At 72.5% G+C, this 24,457-nt stretch carries 21 protein-coding genes and 1 riboswitch; of the genes, 5 read left to right on the forward strand and 16 right to left on the reverse strand.

Translation table 11 applies throughout. The annotated features are described in order from the left end of the window. The first annotated feature begins 396 nt into the window (after positions 1 to 396). Positions 397 to 2,262 (forward strand): AAA family ATPase, encoded by a 1,866-nt coding sequence (locus QFZ74_RS04870; protein WP_307619536.1) that lies wholly within the window; start codon positions 397 to 399, stop codon positions 2,260 to 2,262. Positions 2,263 to 2,286: 24 nt separating this feature from the next. Here QFZ74_RS04870 and QFZ74_RS04875 read toward each other — a convergent pair whose 3' ends face one another. The 9 genes from QFZ74_RS04875 to QFZ74_RS04915 all read right to left on the reverse strand — a co-directional run bounded on the left by QFZ74_RS04875 (position 2,287) and on the right by QFZ74_RS04915 (position 9,753). Next, a complete protein-coding gene (locus tag QFZ74_RS04875; protein ID WP_307619537.1) occupies positions 2,287 to 3,372 on the reverse strand; it encodes a hemolysin family protein in 1,086 nt (361 codons plus the stop codon). After that, positions 3,369 to 4,703 (reverse strand): hemolysin family protein, encoded by a 1,335-nt coding sequence (locus QFZ74_RS04880; protein WP_307619538.1) that lies wholly within the window; start codon positions 4,701 to 4,703, stop codon positions 3,369 to 3,371. The genes QFZ74_RS04875 and QFZ74_RS04880 overlap by 4 nt, the downstream gene beginning before the upstream one ends. 250 nt (positions 4,704 to 4,953) lie before the next feature. Beyond that, positions 4,954 to 5,418, reverse strand: a complete 465-nt coding sequence (locus QFZ74_RS04885) for a PH domain-containing protein (RefSeq protein WP_307619539.1) — start codon at positions 5,416 to 5,418, stop codon at positions 4,954 to 4,956. Positions 5,419 to 5,438: 20 nt separating this feature from the next. Next, positions 5,439 to 6,287 (reverse strand): ATP phosphoribosyltransferase, encoded by an 849-nt coding sequence (gene hisG, locus QFZ74_RS04890; RefSeq protein ID WP_307619540.1) that lies wholly within the window; start codon positions 6,285 to 6,287, stop codon positions 5,439 to 5,441. Positions 6,288 to 6,341: 54 nt separating this feature from the next. Further along, the gene (locus QFZ74_RS04895) at positions 6,342 to 6,614 is read right to left on the reverse strand and encodes a phosphoribosyl-ATP diphosphatase (protein ID WP_015661856.1); all 273 of its coding nucleotides are present in this window, start codon (positions 6,612 to 6,614) and stop codon (positions 6,342 to 6,344) included. A gap of 34 nt (positions 6,615 to 6,648) precedes the next feature. Continuing rightward, positions 6,649 to 7,134: a 6,7-dimethyl-8-ribityllumazine synthase gene (ribH, locus tag QFZ74_RS04900; protein ID WP_307619541.1), complete on the reverse strand. Its 486-nt coding sequence runs from the start codon at positions 7,132 to 7,134 to the stop codon at positions 6,649 to 6,651. A 50-nt stretch (positions 7,135 to 7,184) separates the two neighbouring features. Next, positions 7,185 to 8,513, reverse strand: coding sequence for a bifunctional 3,4-dihydroxy-2-butanone-4-phosphate synthase/GTP cyclohydrolase II (locus QFZ74_RS04905; RefSeq protein WP_307619542.1), 1,329 nt, complete (start codon positions 8,511 to 8,513; stop codon positions 7,185 to 7,187). Next, complete coding sequence (locus QFZ74_RS04910; RefSeq protein ID WP_307619543.1) at positions 8,510 to 9,154, reverse strand: nicotinamide mononucleotide transporter family protein; 645 nt, start codon at positions 9,152 to 9,154, stop codon at positions 8,510 to 8,512. The genes QFZ74_RS04905 and QFZ74_RS04910 overlap by 4 nt, the downstream gene beginning before the upstream one ends. Then, complete coding sequence (locus QFZ74_RS04915) at positions 9,151 to 9,753, reverse strand: riboflavin synthase (RefSeq protein WP_307619544.1); 603 nt, start codon at positions 9,751 to 9,753, stop codon at positions 9,151 to 9,153. The genes QFZ74_RS04910 and QFZ74_RS04915 overlap by 4 nt, the downstream gene beginning before the upstream one ends. 154 nt (positions 9,754 to 9,907) lie before the next feature. Next, a riboswitch (FMN riboswitch) is annotated at positions 9,908 to 10,038 on the reverse strand. A gap of 314 nt (positions 10,039 to 10,352) precedes the next feature. Between QFZ74_RS04915 and QFZ74_RS04920 the strand changes: the two genes are divergently transcribed. From QFZ74_RS04920 to QFZ74_RS04935, 4 genes are all read left to right on the forward strand, one after another. Then, a complete protein-coding gene (locus QFZ74_RS04920; protein WP_307619545.1) occupies positions 10,353 to 11,582 on the forward strand; it encodes an MFS transporter in 1,230 nt (409 codons plus the stop codon). A gap of 391 nt (positions 11,583 to 11,973) precedes the next feature. Further along, positions 11,974 to 13,386, forward strand: coding sequence for a uracil-xanthine permease family protein (locus QFZ74_RS04925; RefSeq protein ID WP_307619546.1), 1,413 nt, complete (start codon positions 11,974 to 11,976; stop codon positions 13,384 to 13,386). 104 nt (positions 13,387 to 13,490) lie between these two features. Beyond that, positions 13,491 to 14,186 (forward strand): DUF5995 family protein, encoded by a 696-nt coding sequence (locus tag QFZ74_RS04930; protein ID WP_307619547.1) that lies wholly within the window; start codon positions 13,491 to 13,493, stop codon positions 14,184 to 14,186. Positions 14,187 to 14,265: 79 nt separating this feature from the next. Continuing rightward, on the forward strand, positions 14,266 to 15,195 hold the full coding sequence (locus QFZ74_RS04935; protein ID WP_307619548.1) for an LLM class F420-dependent oxidoreductase: 930 nt from the start codon (positions 14,266 to 14,268) through the stop codon (positions 15,193 to 15,195). A gap of 15 nt (positions 15,196 to 15,210) precedes the next feature. Here the strand turns inward: QFZ74_RS04935 and QFZ74_RS04940 are convergent, their stop codons facing one another. The 7 genes from QFZ74_RS04940 to QFZ74_RS04970 all read right to left on the reverse strand — a co-directional run bounded on the left by QFZ74_RS04940 (position 15,211) and on the right by QFZ74_RS04970 (position 24,452). Beyond that, on the reverse strand, positions 15,211 to 16,908 hold the full coding sequence (locus tag QFZ74_RS04940; protein ID WP_307619549.1) for an NAD(P)/FAD-dependent oxidoreductase: 1,698 nt from the start codon (positions 16,906 to 16,908) through the stop codon (positions 15,211 to 15,213). Between the two features lie 51 nt (positions 16,909 to 16,959). Next, complete coding sequence (locus tag QFZ74_RS04945; RefSeq protein ID WP_307619550.1) at positions 16,960 to 17,748, reverse strand: carbon-nitrogen hydrolase family protein; 789 nt, start codon at positions 17,746 to 17,748, stop codon at positions 16,960 to 16,962. A gap of 172 nt (positions 17,749 to 17,920) precedes the next feature. Next, a complete protein-coding gene (locus tag QFZ74_RS04950) occupies positions 17,921 to 18,301 on the reverse strand; it encodes a DUF742 domain-containing protein (protein WP_307619551.1) in 381 nt (126 codons plus the stop codon). 14 nt (positions 18,302 to 18,315) lie between these two features. Next, complete coding sequence (locus tag QFZ74_RS04955; protein ID WP_307619552.1) at positions 18,316 to 18,753, reverse strand: roadblock/LC7 domain-containing protein; 438 nt, start codon at positions 18,751 to 18,753, stop codon at positions 18,316 to 18,318. Then, complete coding sequence (locus QFZ74_RS04960) at positions 18,743 to 21,742, reverse strand: sensor histidine kinase (RefSeq protein ID WP_307619553.1); 3,000 nt, start codon at positions 21,740 to 21,742, stop codon at positions 18,743 to 18,745. Before QFZ74_RS04960 ends, QFZ74_RS04955 begins: the two co-directional genes overlap by 11 nt. 123 nt (positions 21,743 to 21,865) lie before the next feature. Next, positions 21,866 to 23,353, reverse strand: a complete 1,488-nt coding sequence (locus tag QFZ74_RS04965; RefSeq protein WP_307619554.1) for an HAD-IA family hydrolase — start codon at positions 23,351 to 23,353, stop codon at positions 21,866 to 21,868. 7 nt (positions 23,354 to 23,360) lie between these two features. After that, a complete protein-coding gene (locus QFZ74_RS04970; protein ID WP_307619555.1) occupies positions 23,361 to 24,452 on the reverse strand; it encodes an ABC transporter ATP-binding protein in 1,092 nt (363 codons plus the stop codon). Between the last annotated feature and the right edge of the window lie 5 nt (positions 24,453 to 24,457).

The following is a 24,457-nucleotide window of genomic DNA, read 5'->3' on the forward strand; positions in this document are numbered from 1 at the left end:
TGCCTCAACTCTGCTTGACCGGGGGGCCGTACAGGACTTACGTTCTCAATGTGCGGCCATTCGGAGCCGCCCATCAGCGCGAGGCCCCCGGTTGTTCCCCCGTGACCGGGGGCTTCGTTCTGTCCTGAAGCCGTTCCGTGGACGCCATACGCGCTGATTCGCTCACCCTCGGTCACCGCGCCGGATGCGCCCCGTCTGCTCCCACCTCGTCGAACGGCCTGTGCGACACCCCTTCGGCGCGCGTACACCGCGCAGGTACGATGCCCTCGGTGCGACCTTCGAGCGATTGCCTCGCGCACCTGCAACTCCGTTCCGCGGCACTGCGATTGGACCAAGGCGGTCGCCGGGCGATCACCCGGTGGCGAACCGACGGGGGCACGGTTTGTGGGGGACGTGATGGACTTCGGCACGCAGGGCCCCAAGGCCCCGGCCGACCTCGCCTGGCTGAGAGGCGTGGACGCCTACACCATGGGCGCCTACCCGCAGGCGGAGGAGGAGTTCCGCGCCGCGGTGCGGATGGATCCCGGAATGACGGACGCGTGGCTCGGGCTGCACGCACTGCGCGTGGACACGACGACCGCGCTGCTGAGGATGTTCCGGCACCGCGACCGCTTCGGGGAGCAGCGGGCGCGGCACGGCCGGACGCTCAACTCCTGGTACTGGCTGGGCTGGTGGGTGCAGCCGGTGCTGGAGAGCCCGCGCGATCTGCTGCTCGCGCACGCCTCGCACTGGCTGGACGGCCGGCACGTGCCGGAGCTGGACCGGGCGCTGGCGGGCCTGCCGCCGGTGGACACCGATCCGCAGGTGCGCTTCCTGCACGCCTGCCGGGCCTATCTGGTCAAGGACTGGGAGCAGCTCGTCCGGCACACCGAACCGCTCCTCGACGATCCCCTGCTGGGCATCGAGGCCGGTCTGTTCGGCGGCATGGCCCGGGTGCGGCTGGAGATGTACGGCCACGCGGAGCCGCTGCTGTCGGCGGCGCTGATGCGCTGCCGCAGCGAGCAGCCGCAGCGCAAGGAGCTGCGCTACTGGCTGGCGCGGGCCCATGAGGGGACGGGGCGCAGCGCGGCAGCGCTCCCCCTGTACCGGGCGGTGCACCGGGTCGACCCCGCCTTCATGGACACCGCGGCCCGGCTCGCCGCCATCGGCGAGGCCGACGGCTACGACGAGGTGGCCGACCTCGCCGCGATCACGCTCACCGGCGCCGGCCAGGACACCGTGGACGGCCCCGACACCCTCGACCCGCTCTTCGGCACCGAGGGCCGCGACCTCCGGCTGACCGAGCCGGAGCTGCGGGCGTCCGGTCCGCTGCCGTCGGCGGGCGATCCGGCGGGGCGGGAGAAGAGCGCCGTACCGTCGCCGCCGCTGCCCCCCGGGCCGACCGATCCGGCGCTGCTGGAGGAGGCGCTCGCCGAGCTGGAGCGCATGGTGGGCCTCGAACCGGTGAAGCGGCAGGTCAAGGCGCTGTCCGCACAGTTGAACATGGCGCGGCTGCGGGCCGGTCAGGGGTTGCCCGTCCAGCCGCCGAAACGCCACTTCGTCTTCTCCGGCCCCTCGGGCACCGGCAAGACCACCGTCGCCCGCATCCTCGGCCGGGTCTTCTACGCCCTCGGGCTGCTCGGCGGCGACCATCTGGTGGAGGCCCAGCGGGCGGACCTCGTCGGCGAGTACCTGGGCCAGACGGCCGTGAAGGCCAACGAGCTGATCGACTCCGCGATCGGCGGCGTGCTGTTCGTGGACGAGGCGTACGCGCTGTCCAACGCGGGCTACGGCAAGAGCGACGCCTACGGCGACGAGGCGTTGCAGGTGCTGCTGAAGCGGGCCGAGGACAACCGCGACCACCTGGTGGTGATCCTGGCCGGCTACCCGGAAGGCATGGACCGGCTCCTCGCCGCCAACCCGGGGCTGTCGTCCCGCTTCACGACCCGCGTCGACTTCCCGTCGTACCGCCCCCTGGAGCTGACCGCGATCGGCGAGGTGCTCGCCGCCGAGAACGGTGACGTGTGGGACGAGGAGGCGCGGGAGGAGCTGCTGTCCATCGCCGGGCACGTGGTCGACCAGGGGTGGATCGACGAGCTGGGCAACGGGCGGTTCCTGCGGACGCTGTACGAGAAGAGCTGCGCCTACCGCGATCTGCGGCTGTCCGTCTGTCCGGGCGCGCTGTCCCGGGAGGATCTGGCGACGCTGCGGCTGCCGGATCTGATGCAGGCGTACGGGGAGGTCCTGTCGGGGCGGGGGCCGCAGGATCCGTCGGCACTGTGACGGATCCCGCGGCCCGCGCGCGGATCAGCTGGCCAGGGCCTGCTCCGGCCGGCCGCCGGCCGGCTGCTCCGTGACCTTGACGTCCGGGGCCCGCCGGTGCGCCGGGTCCCGGACCTCGCCCACGAGGACCTCCAGTACGTCCTCCAGGGCGACCAGGCCGAGGACCTTGCCGGAGGCGTCGGCGACCTGCGCCAGGTGGGTCGCCGCGCGGCGCATCACCGTCAGGGCGTCGTCCAGGGGCAGTTCGGCCCGGAGGGTGGCCATGGGGCGCCAGATGTGCTGCGGCACGGCCCGTTCGGAGTCCTCCAGGTCCAGTACGTCCTTCACGTGCACGTAGCCCATGAAGGCCCCGTTCTCGGAGGCGACCGGGAAGCGGGAGTAGCCGGTGCGGGCGGTCAGCTCGACGATCTGGCCGGGCGTGACCGACGGCGGCACCGTCACCAGGGACTCGCGCGCCAGGAGCACGTCGGTGACCGGGCGCGACCCCAGCTCCAGCGCGTCCTCCAGGCGCTCCTGCTCCTCGGGGCCGAGCAGGCCCGCCTGGCCGGAGTCCTCCACCAGCCGGTTGAGCTGCTCGCTGGTGAAGACGGCCTCGACCTCGTCCTTGGGCTCGACGCGGAAGAGCCGCAGGATGCCCTGGGCGCAGGCGCCGAGGGCCACGGTGATGGGCCGGCAGACGCGGGCGAAGGCGACCAGACCGGGGCCGAGCCACACTGCGGCCTTCTCCGGGGCGGCCATCGCCAGGTTCTTCGGGACCATCTCACCGATCACGAGGTGGCAGAAGACCACCGCCGCGAGGGCGATGACGTAGCCGAGGGGATGGATCATCCCTTCCGGCAGACGCATCCACACGAACACCGGCTCCAGCAGGTGCGCGACCGTCGGCTCGGCGACCGCGCCCAGGGTGAGCGAGCAGACGGTGATGCCGAACTGGGCGGCGGCCATCATCTGCGGCAGCCGCTGAAGGCCGTACAGCACCTGGCGGGCGCGCGTGGTGCCGAGCGGTTCGATCTGGCTGCGGCGCACGGACACGAGCGCGAACTCGGCGCCGACGAAGAATCCGTTGGCGAGCACGAGCAGCGCGGCGAAGAGGAGTTGGAGCACGCTCATCGGACCGCCTCCACGACGGGGGCCACGGGGGCGGTACGGACGATGCGGACGCGCTCGGCGCGGTAGTGCCCGACCTGGCGCACCAGGAGCCGCCAGCCGGGCAGTTCGGCCCGGTCGCCCGGGACGGGGATGCGGCCGAGCAGGTCGGCGACGAGTCCGGCGACGGTCTCGTAGGGCCCCTCGGGCACCTCCAGGCCTATGCGCTGGAGGGTGTCGACGCGCACGCTGCCGGCCACGTCCCAGGCGGGCCTGCCGTCCTCGGGGGGAGCGACGGCGAGTTCGGGGACGGCGTGGCCGTCGTGCTCGTCGCGGACCTCGCCGACGAGTTCCTCGACGATGTCCTCCAGCGTCACCACACCCGCGGTGCCGCCGTACTCGTCCACGACGACCGCGATGGGCTGCTCGCTGCGCAGCCGGGTGAGCAGCGGCTGCACCGGCAGGGTCTCGGGGACCAGCAGCGCCGGGCGGGCGATGCGGGTGACCGGGGTGCGCAGCCGGTCGCGGACCGGAACGGCGAGGGCGTCCTTGAGGTGCGCCATGCCGACGACCTCGTCGATCTTCTCCCGGTAGACGGGGAAGCGGGACAGGCCGGTGGCCCGGGTGAGGTTGACGACGTCCTCGGCGGTGGCCGACGACTGCAGCGCGCTGACCTTCACGCGCGGCGTCATCACGGCTTGCGCGGTCAGCTCGCCCAGCGACAGGGTCCGTACGAACAGATCGGCCGTGTCCTGCTCCAGGGCGCCCGCCTGGGCGGAGTGCCGGGCCAGGGAGACGAGCTCGCCGGGGGTGCGGGCGGAGGCCAGTTCCTCGGCGGGCTCGACGCCGAGCGCGCGCACGAGCCGGTTGGCGACCGTGTTCAGCGCGGCGATCACGGGCCGGAACAGGCGCGAGAAGCGGGCCTGCGGGGCCGCGACGAAGCGGGCCACCTGGAGCGGCTTGGAGACCGCCCAGTTCTTGGGGACCAGTTCCCCGATCACCATCTGCACCGCCGAGGCGAGCAGCATGCCGACGACCACGGCGACGCCGGAGACGGCCCCGTCAGGTATCCCGATCGCGGTGATCGGGGCGTGCAGCAGCTCCGCCAGGGCCGGTTCGGCGAGCATGCCGACGACCAGGGAGGTGATGGTGATGCCGAGCTGGGTGCCGGAGAGCTGGAAGGACAGCTCCTTCAGCGACTCCACGACCGTACGGGCGCGTCGGTCGCCGTCGGCCGCGGCGTTCTCGGCGTCGGCGCGCTCGACCGTGACGAGGCCGAACTCGGCCGCCACGAAGAAGCCGTTGGCGAGGATCAGCACGAACGCGGCTGCGAGGAGCAGCAGGGGGGTGGTCATGATGCCGCCGCCTCCGTGAGGACGCCGCGGACGGGGTCCGCGGTATGTCGGGAGGGGGCGGCGCAGGTACTACAGGACGATCCGTCCATCGCCGGAGAGGGTCACTCCTCGGTTAGCAGGAACCCCTGTGCACCGGGCGTGCCACAGGGGTGGAGGCGCATCCGTGCGCGCCTCCATCACCAGATTAATCAAGACAGGGCCGAGTGCGTCAGGGCGAGCGGCCCTGATTCGGCCCTGATCTTGCTCGGGGTCAGCCCTGGTGCGGCTCCGGACCGCCGAGGGCGCGGGCCTCGGTGAGGGCCCGCAGCGTGCGCGCGTCGGCGACGGCGCGCTGCCGGTCGATGCCCGGCTGGATGCCGAGCGCGGGCAGGCTGGTGCCGTCGCTGAGGTCGAGGAACACCCAGGGATCGCCCGGGCGGAGGTTCACCCGGAGGATCTCCGCCCAGTCCAGCCGGCGGCTGCGGGCGATGTTCACCACGGTCACGCCGGACTCGTCCGCGACGACCTTCACCCGGGCGAACCGGGCGAGCGCCCACAGGGCCAGGGCCCCGGCGACGATGAAGGTCACCCGGTCCCCCGGACCGAGCTGCTCCAGCAGCAGGGCCACCGCGGTGAGGACCAGGAAGATCACGACTCCGGCGGTGAGCAGGACGGCGCGCGTGCGGCCCGGCCGCAGGGTGACGGGCAGCGCGGGAAGGGGTGTGGTCTGCGACATCGGGGTGCGGCCTTGTCCGGTCAGAGGCGGCAGGCGTGGATGGCGGTGGTCAGGATGGCCCGCGCGCCGATGGCGTACAGGTCGTCCATGATCCGCTGGGCGTCCTTGGCGGGGACCATGGCGCGCACGGCGACCCAGCCCTCGTTGTGCAGCGGGGAGATGGTCGGGGACTCCAGACCGGGGGTGAGCGCGACGGCCTTCTCCAGCTGCTCGACGCGGCAGTCGTAGTCCATCATCACGTACGTCCGGGCCACCAGGACGCCCTGGAGGCGGCGCAGGAACTGCTGGACCTTGGGTTCGTCGGTGTCGGCGCCGGTGCGGCGGATGACGACCGCCTCGGAGGTCATGATCGGCTCGCCGAAGACCTCCAGGCCGGCGTTGCGCAGCGAGGTGCCGGTCTCGACGACGTCGGCGATGACCTCGGCGACGCCCAGCTCGATGGCCGTCTCGACCGCGCCGTCGAGGTGGACGACGGAGGCGTCGATGCCGTTGTCGGCGAGGTGCTTGGCGACGATGCCCTCGTAGGAGGTGGCGACGGTCTTGCCGCCGAGGTCCGCCACGTCGGTGGCCGTGCCCGGCTTGGAGGCGTAGCGGAAGGTGGAGCGGGCGAAGCCGAGCGGGAGGATCTCCTCCACGCCCGCGCCCGAGTCGATCAGCAGGTCGCGGCCGGTGATGCCGATGTCGAGGCGGCCGGAGGCGACGTAGATCGCGATGTCGCGGGGGCGGAGGTAGAAGAACTCGACCTCGTTCACCGGGTCCACGACGCGCAGTTCCTTGGACTCCCGGCGCTGCCGGTAGCCGGCCTCATGCAGCATCTCCCCCGCAGGGCCGGACAGGGAACCCTTGTTGGGGATGGCGATGCGCAGCATGAGGTCGGCTTCCTTTGCGAGACGGGGGTGGTGCGGTGGGAACTGCGGGGGTGCTCAGAGGTGGGCGTAGACGTCGTCCAGGGAGATGCCGCGGGCGACCATCATCACCTGGACGTGGTACAGCAGCTGCGAGATCTCCTCGGCGGCCGCGTCCTTGCCCTCGTACTCGGCGGCCATCCAGACCTCGGCGGCCTCTTCGACGACCTTCTTGCCGATGGCATGAACACCCTTGCCGACCAGTTCCGCGGTGCGGGAGGTGGCGGGATCGCCGGTGGCTGCCTTGTGCTGGAGCTCGGTGAAGAGCTCCTCGAACGTCTTCTTGGACATGGTGGTCCTAACCCTACGCGGTCCGGGCGGTGTCTCAGTGCCAGGGTTCGGACACCGAGCGCAGCGTGACCGCGGTGGCGACCGCGGCGGTCACGGCCTCGTGGCCCTTGTCCTCGCTCGATCCCTCCAGGCCGGCCCGGTCCAGGGCCTGCTCCTCGGTGTCGCAGGTCAGCACGCCGAAGCCGACGGGGACGCCGGTCTCGATGGAGACCTGGGTGAGGCCCTGGGTGACGCCCTGGCAGACGTAGTCGAAGTGGGGGGTGCCGCCGCGGATGACGACACCGAGGGCGACGACCGCGTCGTAGCCGCGGCCAGCGAGGACCTTGGCGGCGACCGGGAGCTCGAAGCTGCCGGGGACCCTGAGCAGGGTCGGCTCGTCGATACCGAGGTCGTGCAGGGCGCGCAGGGCGCCGTCCACCAGACCGTCCATCACCTTCTCGTGCCACTGGGCCGCGATGACGGCGACCCGCAGGTCGCTCGCGCCTCGTACGGACACTTCCGGTGCACCCTTGCCGCTCACGTCTCTCCTCGTGCTGTTCGTAACTGTCTTGCCGGCTGATCCGGTCTTGCCTACTGGCCCGCGCACGCGGACACGGCGGGCGTCTCCAGCCAGGGCAGGTCGTGGCCCATCCGGTCCCGCTTGGTGCGCAGGTAGCGCAGATTGTGCTCGCCCGCCTGTACGGGCATCGGCTCGCGGTCGGTGACCTTGAGGCCGTGGCGCCGCAGTGCGTCGGTCTTGTCGGGGTTGTTGGTCATCAGGCGCAGGCTGCGCACGCCCAGGTCCGCGAGGATCCGCGCGCCGGCGCCGTAGTCGCGGGCGTCGGCGGGCAGTCCGAGTTCGAGGTTGGCGTCGAGGGTGTCGTGGCCGCGTTCCTGGAGTTCGTACGCGCGCAACTTGGACATCAGGCCGATGCCGCGCCCCTCGTGTCCGCGCAGGTAGACGACGACGCCCCGGCCCTCGGCCTGGATGCGCCGCATCGAGGCCTGGAGCTGGGGGCCGCAGTCGCAGCGCTCGGAGGCGAAGACGTCGCCGGTGAGGCATTCGGAGTGGACGCGCACCAGGACCTCCTCGCCGTCGCCGATGTCGCCGTGGACGAGCGCGACGTGCTCGACGCCGTCGGCGGTGGAGCGGTAGCCGTACGCGGTGAACGCGCCGTGCGCAGTGGGCAGATGGACCTCGGCCTCGCGGCGTACGAGGGGCTCGGCGGCGCCCGTCTGCTGCTCGGGCACCGACGGGCGCTCGGCCGCGCGGAGGTGGGTGACGAGGTCGGCGATGGAGATGATCGTCAGGCCGTGCTTGCGGGCGAACGGGATCAGCTCGGGCAGGCGCAGCATGCGGCCGTCCTCGCCGGCGATCTCGACGATCGCGCCGGCCGGGCGCAGGCCCGCGAGCCGGGCGAGGTCGACGGCGGCCTCGGTGTGGCCGCCTCGGACCAGCACACCGCCGGGCCGGGCGCGCAGCGGGAAGACATGGCCGGGCCGGTCGAACTCGGTGGGCTCGGCGGTGCCGCTCGCGAGCAGCTGGAGGGTGGTGGAGCGGTCGGCGGCGGAGATGCCGGTGGTCACGCCGTGCGCGGCGGAGGCGTCCACGGAGACGGTGAACGCGGTCTTCATCGACTCGGTGTTGTCCTCGACCATCTGCGGCAGCCGCAGCCGGTCCAGTTCGTCGCCCTCCATGGGCGCGCAGATCAGCCCGCGGCACTCGCTCATCATGAAGGCGACGATCTCCGGGGTGGCCATCTCGGCGGCGATGACGAGGTCGCCCTCGTTCTCCCGGTCCTCGTCGTCGACGACCACGACGGGGCGGCCGGCCGCGATGTCGGCGACGGCCTGCTCGACGGGGTCGAGCGTGAACTCCTCGACGTCGTCGGTGCGGTGCAGGGTGGGTGCCGTGGTCATGCCGGCGCTCCTTCCAGGACGGGCCGCGCCGCGTTGCGGGAGCGCAGCCACCAGTCGCGCATGCCCCACAGGACGAGTGCGCCGTAGATGACGTAGACGAAGCCGGAGAAGGCGAAGCCGTTGTGGAACGCGTAGGGCACGCCCACCGCGTCCACCAGCAGCCAGGCGAACCAGAACTCGACCATGCCGCGCGCCTGGGCGTACATGGCGACGATCGTGCCGACGAAGATGTAGGCGTCCGGCCAGGGGTCCCAGGACAGGGACGGGACGGCCTGGAACAGTTCGGCCACCGCGACGGTGCCGAGGACGGCGGCCCCGGCCAGCAGGGCGCGCTCGGGCCAACGGGCGAACCGCACGGCGATGTGACCGTCGTCGGCCTGTCCCTTGCCGCGGTTCCACTGCCACCAGCCGTACCCGGCGACGAGCATGACGACGATCTGCTTGCCCGCGCTGCCGGAGAGGTGGGCGGTGGCGAAGGCCGCGAAGAGGATCAGGCCGGAGAGGAACTGGGTGGGCCAGCTCCAGATGGAGCGCCGCCAGCCGAAGGCCAGGGCGATCAGGCCGACGACGTTGCCGATCATGTCCGACCACTTGATGTGCTGGCCGAACAGGACGAACGCCTCGGAGTTGAGCCAGTTCACCGGCCGGTCTCCTTCGCCGCGAGGAGCCGCTCGACGTACTTGGCGATGACGTCGACCTCGAGGTTGACCGGGGCGCCGGGCTGCTTGTGGCCGAGCGTGGTCAGGGCGAGCGTGGTGGGGATGAGGCTCACGGAGAAGAAGTCCGGGCCCGCCTCGACGACCGTGAGGCTGATGCCGTCGACGGTGATGGAGCCCTTCTCGACGACGTAGCGGGCGAGGTCCACCGGGAGCGAGATCCTCACGATCTCCCAGTGCTCGGACGGCTTGCGCTCCAGCACCTCGCCGGTGCCGTCCACGTGACCCTGCACGATGTGCCCGCCGAGGCGCGCGCCGACGGCGGTGGGGCGTTCGAGGTTGACGCGCGAGCCGACGGTGAGCGCGCCGAGGCTGGAGCGGTCGAGCGTCTCGGCCATGACGTCGGCGGTGAACTCGTCGCCCTCGTGCTCGACGACGGTGAGGCAGACGCCGTTCACGGCGATGGAGTCCCCGTGGCGGGCGCCCTCGGTGACGACGGGGCCGCGCAGTCGGAAGCGGGAGGCGTCGCCGAGGTTCTCGACGGCGGTGACCTCACCCAGTTCTTCGACGATTCCGGTGAACACTTCCCGGGTCCTCCTGCCTCATTCGGGCACGGACTCCGGGGCCTGTCGATGACGACAGATCGAACAGGTGGGCCTCACCGGATACGACGCCGAGGGCCCGTCCGCGTACGGACGAGACCGGAATCGGCGGCGCGCACACAGGCAGGCCCGCCCGCCGCGCACTGCCTCCCATCCGGACTTTAACCGTCGGTCCAGGAATTTCACCTGGTCAACCGGCCGCTGGAGGCGACCGGGTCGCGGACTGTAACCGCCGGTTCGGACTTTCACCGACCCCGGAGTGCGCTGCTTCTGGTACGTAGCCAGTTTGCCACGCCCGCGCGCCGGCCAGACAGGGGGCCGGTGTGGGCTGACTCACAGCTCGGCCGGCGCGGACCGGCCGGTTCGCGCGGTTGACGCCAACTCCCCAACGACCGTTCGGTATTGACTCCGCGTCAAAACCGTTGACGAGCTGGTCTAGTCCTCTTAGGGTGCGGGCGGGCCCGGTGGCGGTGACGACGGCCCTTGCCCGCCGCCGGGCCCGCCCACGTCTCCCCCGACGCCCCGGCCCCTGAAAAGGTGGGAGGAGGGGACGGACCACACCAGGGGAGGGCCGCCGGGAGATGAGCGATGTGGGCCACGCGCAGGATCGGGTGAGGCGGGCGCGGTACGCCGTCGCGGCGGTGTTCGCGGTGCACGGCGCCGTCACCGGCTCGTTCGCGACGCGCGTGCCCTGGATCCAGGACCATGCCTCGCTCGGTGCGGGGCAGCTAGGTTTCGCGCTGGCCTTCACCGCGTTCGGCGCCGCGTGCTCGATGCCGCTGGCGGGCCGGATCAGCCACCGCTTCGGCAGCCGTACGGCGCTGCGCGGTCTGATCGCGCTGTGGACGCTGTGCCTGGTTCCGCCGTCGCTCGCGCCGAACCTCTGGACGCTGTGCCTGGCGATGTTCGCCTGCGGCGCGAGTGCGGGGATGGCCGACGTCGCCATGAACGCGCTCGGCGTCGAGGTCGAGCGGCTGCTCGGGCGGTCGGTGATGTCGGGGCTGCACGGCATGTGGAGCGCGGGCGCCCTGATCGGCTCGGCGGCCGGCACCCTCGCCGCGCACCTCGGCTCGGACGCGCGTCTGCACTTCGCGCTGGCCGCCGCCGTGCTCACCCTGCTGGGCGTACTGGCCTGCACCTGGGTGCTCGACACCCCGCCCGGCGAGGACGAGGAGCCCCCGCCGCACTTCGCGCTGCCGCCCCGGTCGGCGCTGCTGATCGGCGCGGTCGGCTTCTGCGCGGTGTTCGCGGAGGGGGCGAGTCTGGACTGGTCGGCGGTGTTCCTGCGCGACCGGCTGAACAGCTCCGCCGGTCTTGCGGCGGCCTCGACGACCGGGTTCGTGCTGACGATGGCGGTGGCCCGGATCGCCGGGGACGCGGTGGTGGACCGCTTCGGTGCCGTCCGCACCGTGCGGGCGGGGGGCGTGTGCGCGGTGCTCGGCGGACTGCTGGTCGCCGCCTCCGCGCAGTTCGCCACCTGGGGCGAGGCGGTGGCCATGGGCGGGTTCGCGCTGATGGGCCTCGGTATCGCGGTCGTCGTCCCGCTGTGCTTCGCCGCCGCCGGCCACAGCGGCCCGAACCCCAGCCAGGCCATCGCGGGCGTGGCGACGATCACCTACACCTCGGGCCTGATCGCCCCGAGCCTCATCGGAGGCGTGGCCCAGGCCACCAGCCTGGTGGTGTCCTTCTGCCTGGTCACAGCCCTGTCCACCGGCCTCATCCTCTTCGCGAACGTCCTACGCCCCACCCCGCGCCCCACCCACACCGAAGTGGGCCCGCGCGCGGGGGCGGTGCGCGGCCCGCGGGGCTGAGCGTGGGGGGGGACGGGTGCCCGCCGAGGCGCCGCCGACGGCGTCCGGCCAGGCCCGGCTCGGCGGCGGCCGCCGCCCAACCACCACGCCCCTACCGGCAGCACCCACGCGCGGGCCGCGCCCGGCCCCCGGCCTGACCCGCAGGAATGCCAGGCCTGGAACCTTGGGGCGGCCTGCGGCCCGACGCCCGCGCCACCCGCACCGAAACGAGCCCGCACGCGGAGGCGGTGCGCGGCCCGCGGGGCTGAGCCGGGGGCGCGCGCGACCGGTCCGCTCAACGCCCCGCGCAGGGCCCCCGCAGGTCATCGGCATGATCCCGGGAGCGAAGGGGGCGAGGCAGCCGCGACAATGGTGCGGACCGACTGCTCGACAACGAAAGCGAAACCTCACCATGGATCTCGGCGTGCGCTGGAAACTGCACGGTGACGGGCGCACGCCCGCGCCCGGAGCGGTGGTACGCCCCGACGAACGGCTCTCGTGGCCCCGCACCGTGGGGCTCGGCGCCCAGCACGTGGTGGCCATGTTCGGCGCCTCCTTCGTGGCCCCCGTCCTCATGGGCCTGGACCCCAACCTGGCGATCATGATGTCGGGCGTCGCCACCATGATCTTCCTGCTGGCGACCCGCGGCCGCGTGCCGAGCTACCTGGGCTGCTCGCTGTCGTTCGTGGGCGTCGCGGCGATCATCCGTGCGCAGGGCGGCACCAGCGCGACCGTCACCGGCGCGATCCTGGTCGTCGGCATCCTGCTGTTCCTGGTGGGTCTCGCGGTGCAGCGGTTCGGGGCGCACATCATCCACGCGGTGATGCCGCCGATCGTGACCGGTGCGGTCGTCATGCTGATCGGTTTCAACCTCGCCCCGGTGACCGCCACCGTCTACTGGCCGCAGGACCAGTGGACGGCCCTGCTGGTGATGCTGTTCACCGGCCTGGCCGTCGTCTGCCTGCGCGGCTTCTGGTCGCGCATCGCGATCTTCCTGGGCCTGGTCTTCGGCTACGGCATCTCCTGGATCTTCGACCTGGCCTTCGGCAAGATCCACTCCAACGACGGCAGCGGCAAGGTCACCGACCACTGGCGCCTGGACTTCTCCGGCGTCGGCAAGGCGGACTGGATCGGGCTGCCCTCCTTCCACGCCCCGGCCTTCCAGTGGTCGGCGATCCTGGTGGCGCTCCCGGTCGTCATCGCCCTCGTCGCGGAGAACGCCGGTCACGTCAAGGCGGTCGGCGAGATGACCGGCCAGAAGCTGGACGACAAGCTCGGCACGGCGATCTCGGCCGACGGCGTCGCCTCGGTGCTCTCCACCGCGGTCGGCGGTCCGCCCAACACCACGTACTCCGAGAACATCGGCGTGATGGCCGCGACACGCGTCTACTCCACGGCCGCGTACTGGGCCGCCGCCTTCTTCGCGCTGCTCTTCGGCGTCTGCCCCAAGTTCGGCGCCATCGTCGCCGCGATCCCGGGCGGTGTCCTCGGCGGCATCACCGTCATCCTGTACGGCATGATCGGCCTGCTCGGCGCACAGATCTGGATCAACGCCAAGGTCGACCTGCGCAACCCGCTGAACCTGGTCCCGGCCGCCGCGGGCATCATCATCGGCGTCGGCAACGTCTCCATGAGCTTCGGCAGGCACTTCACCCTCAGCGGCATCGCGCTCGGCACCCTGGTCGTCATCACCGGCTACCACGCGCTGCGCGCCTTCGCCCCCGCCCATCTCAAGCGGCAGGAGCCGCTGCTGGACGAGGGCACGTCCTCGTACGACGAGGACGAGGTCGAGGCGAACGAGCAGCAGCAGCGCGCCACCTCCTAGGCGCCCGCCCGCCACGGCACCGACGGGCCCGTGCGTTCCCCCGTTCTGGGGAAGCGCCGGGCCCGTCGGCGTTCCGGCGGGCCCGGGGCTGGGAACCTGCCCCCATGGCGCAATTGGAACAGTTCACGCCCCTCGCAGGCACCGTGGACTCCGTCGTCTCCCGGATGCGCGCCCTGGACGCGGCACTGCCCGCGCGTGACGGGGTCGCGGTGTTCAACCGCGTCTATCTGACCGTCACCGAGGAGGTCCAACGGCAGTTGTCGGGCGGGCGGTTCACCGATCCGCGGGCGGCGACCGCGCTGGACGTACGGTTCGCCGAGCGCTATCTGGCCGCCGTCGACGCGGCCGCGGACGACCGCCGCCCGCCCGCCTGCTGGCGGCCCCTGTTCCAGTTCCGCCGCCATCCCGGCGTACGCCCACTCCAGTGCGCCCTCGCCGGCATCAACGCGCACATCGGCCACGACCTGGCACTCGCCGTGGTGGACGCCTGCCACACGCTTGGCTGCCACCCCGCCGATCTGGAGGACGAGTTCGACCGCGTGGGCGATCTGCTCGCGTCGCTGGAGGAGCGCATCCGCGAGGATCTGATGCCCGGCCCCGACCTTCTCCAGATCGCCGACCCGCTCACTCATCTCCTCGGCTCGTGGAGTCTGGAGCGGGCCCGGGACGCCACCTGGTCGGCAGCGCGGGCACTGTGGGCGCTGCGCGGATGCGCCGACGTGGCCGAGGAGTTCACCGAACGCCTGGACGCCGCCGTGGGGTTCGCGGGCCGCATGCTGCTCACGCCGCTCCCCGACTGAGGCCGTCCAGGCCTTCTCCTCAACTCCGCACCCACCGCTGTATGTTGAGCCCGCAACCGATCGCGAAGGAGCGCACCGCATGGCGACCCGTCTCGGACTCGGACTCCCCCAGACCCGGCAGTACACCCTCGGGCGGGACGTGCCCGACGTGGCACGCACCGCCGAACGGATCGGCTACGAGAGCCTGTGGGTCTTCGAACGCGCCCTCTTCCCGGAGCCGGCCACCCAGGGCCTGTACGGCATCCCGGGACTGCCCTGGCCCGACACCTACCGCGACGTGGCCGAGCCGCTGGTCACGCTCACCCTCGCCGCGGCGGCCACAGAACGGGCCCGGCTCGGTTCGAGCGTGCTCGTCGCCCCGCTGCACCAGCCGTTCCGGCTGGCCAAGTCGCTGGCCACGCTGGACGCGGCGAGCGGCGGCCGGGTGGTCGCGGGCTTCGGTACGGGCTGGTCGGTGGACGAGTACGCGGCGGCGGGCGTCCGGCCGATGGAGGAACGCGGCCAGGTGCTCGACGAGGTCATCGATGTGTGCCGGGCCGTGTGGGGCCCGGATCCGGTGCGCTACAAGGGGCGCATCACCGAGATCGCGTCCGCGGCGGTCGGACCGAAGCCCGCCCGGCCGATCCCGATTCTGCTGGCGGCGCGCACCCGCAAGGCGCTGACCCGGATGGTCGACCGCGCCGACGGCTGGCTGCCGAACGGCATCGGCGCCGAGCGGGTGGCGGCCGAGTGGCGGCGGGTCCAGGACCTGGCCGCCGAGCGCGGCCGCACCGAGCCGGTCCGGACGGTGCTGCGGGTCAACGCAGTGCACTCGGCCCGGCCTTACGAGGGCGAGGGCCGACGTCCCTTCCAGGGCAGCGTCGAGCAGATCGTCGAGGATCTGGTCGCTCACGCGGCGCTCGGCATGGACGAGATCCTGATCGATCTCCAGTACACCCCGCGGGACGCCGAGGAACTCAAGGACGTCGCCGCGGAGGTGTACGAGAAGGCGCGGGCGGCCGGGGTCTGACCCGGTGAACCCCCGTCAGTCCTCGGGGAGTTCGACCGGTGCGATCTCGTCGTAGACGTCGCCGGGCCCGGGGTTGGTGGGGTCGGTCTCGCCGCCGAAGTGGTGCATGACGCCCCAGACCGCGTTCAGCGCGGTCTGGATCGCGCCCTCGGCCCAGCCGGCCGTCCACGAGATGTCGTCGCCCGCCAGGAAGATGCCCCGCTTGTCCTCGGGCAGCCGGTCCTGCATGAAGTGCGTGAACAGGCGCCGCTGGTAGCGGTAGTGGCCCGGCAGGTTGGCCTTGAACGCGCCCATGAAGTACGGCTCGTTCTCCCAGGAGACGGTCACCGGGTTGCCGATGATGTGCTTCCTGATGTCGACCTTCGGGTAGATCTCGCCGAGCGACTTCAGCATGACCTCCAGCCGCTCGTTCGCCGACAGCGGCAGCCACTTCAGGCTGTCGTCGCACCAGGTGTAGGAGAGGCAGATGACGGCGGGCTTGTCGGGGCCGTCGTCCAGCAGGTAAGTGCCGCGCGTCATACGGTCGGTGAGCGTCATCGACATGACGTCCCGGCCGGTCTCCTCGTCCTTGTCGAGCCAGAACGGCCGGTCGACGGGCACGAACAGCTTGGAGCTCTCCATGTAGTGGGTGCGCTCCATCGCCGTCCAGTGGTCGATGGGGAAGAGCGAGTCGTCACAGGCGATCTTGGAGAGCAGCATCCAGGACTGGGCGGTGAAGATCGCCGCCTGGTACGTCCGGATGTCGCCGTTCGCGTCCGTCACCGTGATCTGGTTGCCCGCGGTGCGGTTCAGCCGGGTCACGGCGGGGCGCGGCTCGCCGTTCACGTGCAGGGAGCTGAGCGACGTGCCGTACGGCCAGTGGACGATCTTCTCCGGCTCGCGCTCCCAGAGCCTGAGCGGCAGTTGCTGCGAGCCGCCGACGATGCCGCGGTGGTGGTCGTCGGCCTCGGTGTAGACGACGCGCAGGATCTCCAGGATGGAGTTGGGGAAGTCGGTGTCCCAGCCACCGGTGCCGAAGCCGACCTGGCCGAAGATCTCGCGGTGCCGGAAGGACGTGAAGGCCTCGGATGCGCAGAGGAAGCCGTAGAAGGTCTGGTTGTCGAGCTTCTCGACCAGGTTGGCCCAGATCTCACGGATGCGCGGCACGTCCCGCTCACGTATCGCGCGGTTCATGTCACCGAAGTCGGCGCCCTCTTCGAGGCACTTGTTCCAGGCGGCGGCGACGTCGCGGTAGACCTGCGGCAGGTCGTCGACCGTCTCGGCGTAGTGCGACTCGCCCTTGAGGTCGACGACGGTCGAAGGCGTCGTCTCCGCAAGGGGGTTGGGGAAGGGCCTGGTCTCCAGACCCACCAGGTCGATGTAGTGCTGGAGGGCGGTGGAGGAGGGCGGGAAGCGCATCGCGCCCATCTCGGCGGTCAGCGAGGCGTCGCAGCCCTCGAAGCCCACGGTCCGCAGCCGGCCGCCGAGTTGGTCGGCCTCGTACACGACCGGCTTGAGGCCCATCTTCATCAGCTCGTACGCCGCCACGATGCCGGACAGACCGCCGCCGATGACCGCGACCTCTGTGCCGTGCTCGGTGGCCGGGACCTGGCCGAGGCCCGCCGGGTGCGCGAGGAAGTCGTCGTACGCGTAGGGGAAGTCGGGGCCGAACATGGTGATCGGCGGCTGCTGCTCGTCGGCGTGCTCGACGGCGTTGGGCACCGTGGACGTCATGGGGTACGGGCTCCTTGCGCGGGGTTGAACTCGGGGAGGCTGTGGGGTGGTTCAGATGAGGGAGCCGTACAGACCGGGGCGGCGGTCCTTCAGGTACGGGTTGCCCTCGCGGGACGCGGCGAGGAAGGCGGCGTCGACGTCGGCCAGGACGAGCTGCTCGGTGCGGCCGGCGCGGGTGCGGGCGATGCCGTCGGGACCGGCCAGCGTGGACAGCCCGACGAACTCGAACTCGCCCTCGGCGCCGACCCGGTTGACGTACGCGACGTACATCTGGTTCTCGAAGGCCCGCACCGGGACGACGGACTCGGCGACGAACTGGAAGGGGTGCATCTGCGCCGTCGGCACGAGCAGCAGGTCGGTGCCGGCGAGGGCGTGGGCGCGGACGTTCTCCGGGAACTCGACGTCATAGCAGATCATCAGGCCGACGGTGAGGCCGTTCACCTCGGCCTGGACGACCGGCTGGTCGCCCGGGGTGAAGTGGTCGCGCTCGAAGCAGCCGAAGAGGTGGGTCTTGCGGTAGTTGGCCAGACGGGCGCCGTCGGCGGAGATCAGCTGGGCCGAGTTGTGGACCGCGTCACCGGCGCGCTCGGGGTAGCCGTAGGCGATGGCCAGGCCGTGCCGGCGGGCGATGTCGGCGACGGCGTCCGCGGCGTCACCGTCGGCGGGCTCGGCGAGGCGGGCGATGCCGTCGCCGATCGCGTAGCCGGTGAGGAACATCTCCGGAGCGGCGAGCAGCGCGGCGTCCGCCGCGGCGGCACGGACCGCGGCCGCCTCGAGGACCTTCAGGTTCTCGGCGGTGGAACCGGGGGTGCCGGAACTCTGGAGCAGGGCCGTGCGCATGCGTCGTCCTCACCGGTGACGGAGGGGTCTGGGGGTCGGATAGACGCTACGGTCGGCGGACTCCGCGGGACAAGAAGCAGCCGTTGCGCGCAGGTGGACGAAACGTTGCGTGCGAAACGGGCGGGGTGGCGATTCGTTGCGTGCCCCACTGCAGGGCGGCCGCGCTGTGCCGCTACAGCTCGCGCAACCGCGCGATGATCTCCCGCAGCAGTTCGGGGTCCGCGGCGGGGCCGTCCAGCGGCGGCCGGCGGGGTGCCTCGATGCGCACCAGCCCGGCCTCGACGAGGTCGCCGAGCAGCACGCGGACGACGGTCAGCGGGAGATCGGCGTCGGCGGCCAGCTCGACGACGGGCCGCGGGCCGCGCCGTACCAGGTCGAGCAGCACGGCGTGGCCGTGCTCGACGCGCGGCTGCCCGGCCTGCGCGACGAGGGCGGTGATGTGCGACATGAGGTCGATCACATGCCGGTCCGAGGGTTGGGTGCGGCCCCGGGTGACGGTGTACGGGCGCACCATCGACCCGGTCTCGTCCTCGTACCAGTGGTCCTCGCTCACCACGCACCTGGGGATCAGGGGGCCGACCGGGCGGCGGCGTCCAGGTGGCGGCCGAGGCGGCGCACGAGCAGCGCCATCTCGTGGGCGAGCTGGCCGACGTCCGTCCGCGCCTCACTGAGCACGGCCAGTCGGCTGCCGTGCCCGGCCGGGGTGATGAAGAGGTAGGCGTCGTCGAGCATCACCATCGTCTGCCGGACCTCTCCGGCGGCGAACCGGTCCCCCGCCGACGCGGCCAGGCTGTGGAAGCCGGAGCAGACGGCGGCCAGGTGCTCGATGTCGCGTCTGCGCATGCCCTCGGAGCAGCTCAGCGGAAGGCCGTCCGCGGTGAGGAGGACCGCCTGGCGGACATGGTCGGTCCGCGCCACCAGGTCGTCCAGCAGCCAGCCGAGGTCCGTGCCGGGTGCTCCGGTGGCCGCGGTCGGGCGCTCAGAGCCGTGCTGTTCACCGAGCATCGTCGGTATACGTCCCTTCGTCGGTGTCGGTGCGCCCCTGGGATCCGGTGGCGGTGTCGTCGTCCGCGCCGGGCAGGCCCTTGCGCCCGCGGTCCAGTCCCCGCTGGAAGGCCCCGAAGATCGCCCGCATCTCGTCGGCGTCGACCTCACGCTGCGGGACGGCGTCGGGTGCGGGCGGTTCGTCGCGCAGTTCGGCGGCGAGCGACGCCTGCCGGACGCGGGTGGGAAGGGCGGGCGGTACGGCACCGGCCTCGACCGGACCGAGCGCGCGGGGCCCGGTCTCCGACGCCCGAGCGCCCGAGCCGAGCACGGAGGATCCGGCCTCCGGCACCCGAGCGCCCACGCCGAACCCAGGAGACCCGGACTCCGACACCCGAGCGCCTGGGCCGAACGCAGGGGCCCCGGCCTCCGGCACCCGAGCGCCCACGCCGAACCCAGGAGACCCGGACTCCGACGCCCGAGCACCTGGGCCGAGCGCGGAGGATCCAGGCTGCGGCACCCGAGCACCCGAACCGAACCCAGGAGACCCGGCCTCCGACACCCGAGCACCTGGGCCGAGCGCGGAGGATCCAGGCTGCGGCACCCGAGCACCCGAACCGAACCCAGGAGACCCGGACTCCGACGCCCGAGCACCTGGGCCGAGCGCGGAGGATCCAGGCTGCGGCACCCGAGCACCCGAACCGAACCCAGGAGACCCGGCCTCCGACACCCGAGCACCTGGGCCGAGCGCGGAGGATCCAGGCTGCGGCACCCGAGCACCCGAACCGAACCCAGGAGACCCGGACTCCGACGCCCGAGCACCTGGGCCGAGCGCGGAGGATCCAGGCTGCGGCACCCGAGCACCCGAACCGAACCCAGGAGACCCGGCCTCCGACACCCGAGCACCCGAACCGGCGCTCTCGCGCGAGCCGGCACGTTCCTCGGCAGGGCCCTGCCGAGGAACGCCCGCTGCCGGGCCGGCTGCCGTGGCGCCGCCACCACCCGGGCCGGCACCCCTCTCCCCCGACGATGCCTCCCGCCGCACGGGCAGCGCGCCCGCGTGGGCCGGCTGGGGCTCGGGAGTCGGTGCGGGGGCCGGGTCGGCGTCGGCCAGGACCGACGGCGGCAGCAGCACCACGGCCGTCGTGCCGCCGTACGGGGACTCCCGCAGCGTGACCTGGATGCCGTGCCGGGCGGCGAGGCGTCCCACGACGTACAGGCCGAGGCGGTCATGGCGGGTCGGGTCGAAGTCGTCCGGGCCGGACAGGGCGCGGTGGGCGTCGTCGAGCTGGTCGGTGTCGAGGCCGAGGCCGCGGTCGTCGATCTCCAGGACGAAGCCGCCGGACACCGGACCGGTGCGCAGGGTGACCTGCGTGTGGGGCGGCGAGAACGCCGTGGCGTTCTCCAGGAGTTCGGCGATCAGATGGACGACGTCGGCGACCGCGTCGGCCGCGATGCCGACCTCGGGCATCGGCGGGATCTCGACGCGCGCGTAGTCCTCGATCTCGCTCACCGCCGAGGACACGACGTTCGCGACGGGCACCGGACGCCGCCAACGGCGGCCGGGCGCCGCGCCGGAGAGGATGATGAGGCTCTCCGCGTGGCGCCGCATCCGGGTGGTGAGGTGGTCGATGCGGAACAGGTCCTGGAGGATGTCGGGGTCGTCGGTGCGCCGTTCCAGCGTGTCGACGAGCTTCAACTGGCGGTGGACCAGGGCCTGGCTGCGGCGCGCGATGTTGAGCAGCACCGCGAACAGGCCCCGTCGCAGCGTGGCCTGCTTCACCGCGGCCTCGACCGCGGCGAGCCGCGCGGTGTTGAAGGACATGGCCACCTGGCCGATCTCGTCGGACCGGACCTCGTCGGCGGGCAGCGGCGGCGCCTCGGCCGTCGCGTCCACGCCCTCGCCGAGACTCAACCGCACCATGACGTCGGGGAGTTGGCGGGTGGAGAGGACGTCCGCCGCGTCCCGGAGCGCCTCCAGGCGGCGCGAGATGCGCCGGGCGCCGCGCACCGCGGACCACAGCGACAGGCCGACCGCCGCGAGCCCGGCCACGCCGACGACCGCCGCCTTGGTCAACTCCCGGTAGGCGAAGGCCCGTCCGCGCGCGGCCGAGTTCTCCGCCGACCGGGTGCACATCCGCATGTAGTGGACGACGGCTCGGTCGGTGGTGGTCCGCCAGGTGTCCGCCGCGACCGCCTCGCCGGCGCCGTCCGCGCCCGCCCGCAGCAGCGCGTCCTCGCCGCGCACCAGCGACCGGTGCAGGCTCCCGCGCTGGAACTCCTCGAACAGCGACCGCGAGTCGGCCGGCAGGTCGGGGACGTACGTCCGCTCGAAGACGCGCCGGTCCTCGATGGTCGCCGTCAGGGTGTCGTACTGCCGGTCGGTCAGCGTGCCCGCGGCGCGCGCGCCGGCGACCAGGGCGTCCTCGCGGGAGACGAACTCCCGTACCCGCACCAGCTCGACGACGATCTGCGCCTCCCGGGCCAGTTGCCCGGCCTGGAGCGCGGTCAGCGCGGACTGGACGTCGAAGCCGGGCTCGACGAGCGCGCTGTACTCGCTGACGGCCCGGTCCCAGGAGATGTCGCGGGACAGCACCCGCTCCCGCAGCCGCTCCAGGTGCCCGGTCGCTTCCAGCACGGTGTCGAGCACCTGCCGCTGCCGATCGCTCAGCCGGTCACGGTTCCCGTCCCGGATCGCGTCGCGCATGGCGTTCACGGCACGATCGGTACGGCGTTGCTGTGCCAGCAGCTCACCGGCGGCGTCCGTGTCGAGGTGCCCGCCGAGGTACGCGGCGGACAGCCGGCGCTCGATCTGGATCTGGCCGATGGCCGTGTCGACGGGGGTGCCGAAGTCCTCGTACACCCCCTGGAGCCGGATCAGCGCGCGCAGTTCGCCGGTGACGGACACCATGGCGAAGCTCCACAGCGCCATGAGGGCGACGGCCGGAGCGAGCGCGAGCGCCACGATGCGGGTGCGGACGGTGGTGGGACGGCCGACAGGCCAGCGCATGGGGTACCCGCCCGATTACCAGTCAGTAGTTCCGAGAGTGCCGCACAAACTACGGGATCGTCAGTTCGATCGCAATGGTTACCCTTGGTATCCCTGGGTATCCGCAGCGCTGCGATCCGGCTCTCACAGCGCGAAGTCGGTGACCACGGCCGCGTGGTCCGAGGGCCAGTCGTTGCCCGCGGCCTCGGGCCAGGGGCGCGGGGTGCCCGTGACGAGCGTGCGGGAGCCGAGCGCGGTCAGACCGCGGTGCAGGACGTAGTCGATCCGGTCCTGCGGCTCGGGACGCCCGCTGCCGTCCTCGCACACCGGATGGATCGGCGACCAGGTGTGACCGGGAGAGGCCGCCGGATCCGGGTGGATCTCGCGGTAGGAGTCGCGCAGACCCGCCTCCTCGGCCGCCTTCGTCACCGGCCACTCGACGTCTGGCCAGTCGAGGTGGGAGGGGCAGTTGAAGTCCCCGACGAGCACGACGGGAACGGCCGGCACCGCGGCGCCGCCGGCCTCGTCGATCCGGCGCAGGGTGTCCCGCACCTGCGCGAGACGCACCTCCTCGTGGCCGATCAGCTCGTCCGCCGTGAGCCCGTCGAAGACGGCCTCGTACGGCCCGTACGGCGTGTAGTGCAGGTGGGCCGTCCAGACGTCGATCTCGCGGCCGGGGGCGACCTCGATACGGACCCCGGCGGCGCCGTAGAAGCCGACGTCCGGGTCGCCGAAGCGCGCGGTGATGGGGTGGCGGCTGAGGACGCCGAGGTTCACTCCGGCCCGGTGATGGTGCCAGCCGAGGGCCTCGGCCAGCTCCTGGGCGGAGGTGCCGCCCGTCTCCTGAAGGCCGACGACGTCCGCGCCGCTGTCCAGGATGACCTTGAGCTGCTTCGCACGATGGTCGTCGATCTTGCTCCCGCCGAGCCACAGGTTCCAGGACATGACCCGCAGGCGCGGTCGGGGCTCCACCATGGCGCTCAGCTCGTCCAGCGTGACCCCGACCAGGGCGTCGCGGACCGTCCGTCCGGGTGCCCCCTCGATCGGCGCGAGCGAGGGCACGGCCAGTACGGCGCACCCGGCCGCCTCGGCGGAGGCCACACCCGTCTCGGTGTCCTCGACCGCCACGCACGCGGCCGGTTCGACACCGAGGGCGCGGCAGGCGGCGAGGTAGGGATCGGGCGCCGGCTTGGTGCGGTCGGTGTCGTCCGCGGTGACGGACGCCGCGAACCGGCTCGCGCCGAGGGCGTCGAGCACGAGGTCGGCGACCGGGCGCGGGGACGCGGTGACCAGGGCGGTGGGGACACCGGCGCCGGCCAGCGCGTCCAGCAGGGCGAGGGCGCCGGGCCGGGGCACGATGCCGGTGCGGACGCGGTCCGCGAACTCCCGGTGCAGGGTGGCCGCGACGTCCGCGACCGGTGTGCCGTCGGCCGCGCCGAGCCACGCGGCGGTGTCCTCGACGGCGCGGCCCAGCACCTCGGGCTGGTCGGCCTCGGTCAGCGGACGTCCGGCCACCTGCTCCACCGCCTCCCACCACAGGCGCTCGGTGTCGACGAGCGTGCCGTCCATGTCGAACAGGACGGCCTGGAGCGGCAGTCGGGGGTTCGGGGTCACATCGGTTCCTTTCCTCATGACGCGGTCACTTCCCGGCACGTTCCGCCACCAGCACGGGCCGCTCGGGCAGTGACACGTTCACGGCGGCTCCGGCGCCGAGCCCGGCGGCCTCGTGCGCGGGCAGGTCGGCCTTGGCCTCGGTGCCGTCGGCGAGCTTGACGGTGACCCGTACGACGGCGCCCAGGAAGGCCGTGGCGACGACCCGGGCGGTGCCCTGCTCGTCGGCCCGCACCTGGACGGCCTCGGGCCGCACCAGCACGTCGACCTCACCACCGGCCGGGACTTCCCCGTCGGCCGGCAGCCGCTGCCCGAGCACCTCGACGACGCCCTCACCGAGCCGACCGGGAATCCGGCTCATCGTGCCGACGAACTCGGCGACGAAGGGCGTGGCGGGACGGCCGTACAACTCGGCTGGTTCGGCGCACTGTTCGAGCCGTCCGGCGCGCATCACGGCGACCCGGTCGGCGATCGACAGCGCCTCCTCCTGGTCGTGCGTGACGAACAGGGTGGTGATGCCGAGCTCCTGCTGGAGCCGGCGGATCTCCTCGCGCAGGCTGGTGCGCACCTTGGCGTCCAGCGCCGACAGCGGCTCGTCGAGCAGCAGCACGCGCGGGCGCAGGGCGAGCGCGCGTGCCAGCGCAATGCGCTGCTGCTGGCCGCCGGAGAGCTGGTGCGGGTAGCGCTCCCCCTTGTCGCCCAGGCCGACCAGCTCCAGCAACTCGGCGGCGCGGGCGTGCCGTTCGGCCGTACGCACCTTGCGCATACGGAGCCCGAACGCGACGTTGTCGACGGCGCTCAGGTGCGGGAAGAGGCTGTACGACTGGAAGACCATCCCGGCGTCACGGCGGTGGGCGGGGACCTGGGTGACGTCCTCGCCGTCCACCAACACGGCGCCCTCGTCGGGGTGTTCGAAGCCGGCGAGCATGCGCAGGGCGGTGGTCTTGCCGCAGCCGGACGGGCCGAGCAGTGCCAGGAACTCCCCCGGGCGGACGGTCAGGTCGAGCCCGTCGAGGGCGACGGTGAAGCCGAACTCCCGGCGCAGTCCCCGGAATTCGACGGTGGCGGCGGCCTTCGCGGCCTTTTCCGCGAGAGCCTTCTCAAGCGTGGTGGCGGTCATGGTGG

The organism is Streptomyces sp. V3I7 (genome assembly GCF_030817495.1).
Taxonomy (GTDB): domain Bacteria; phylum Actinomycetota; class Actinomycetes; order Streptomycetales; family Streptomycetaceae; genus Streptomyces.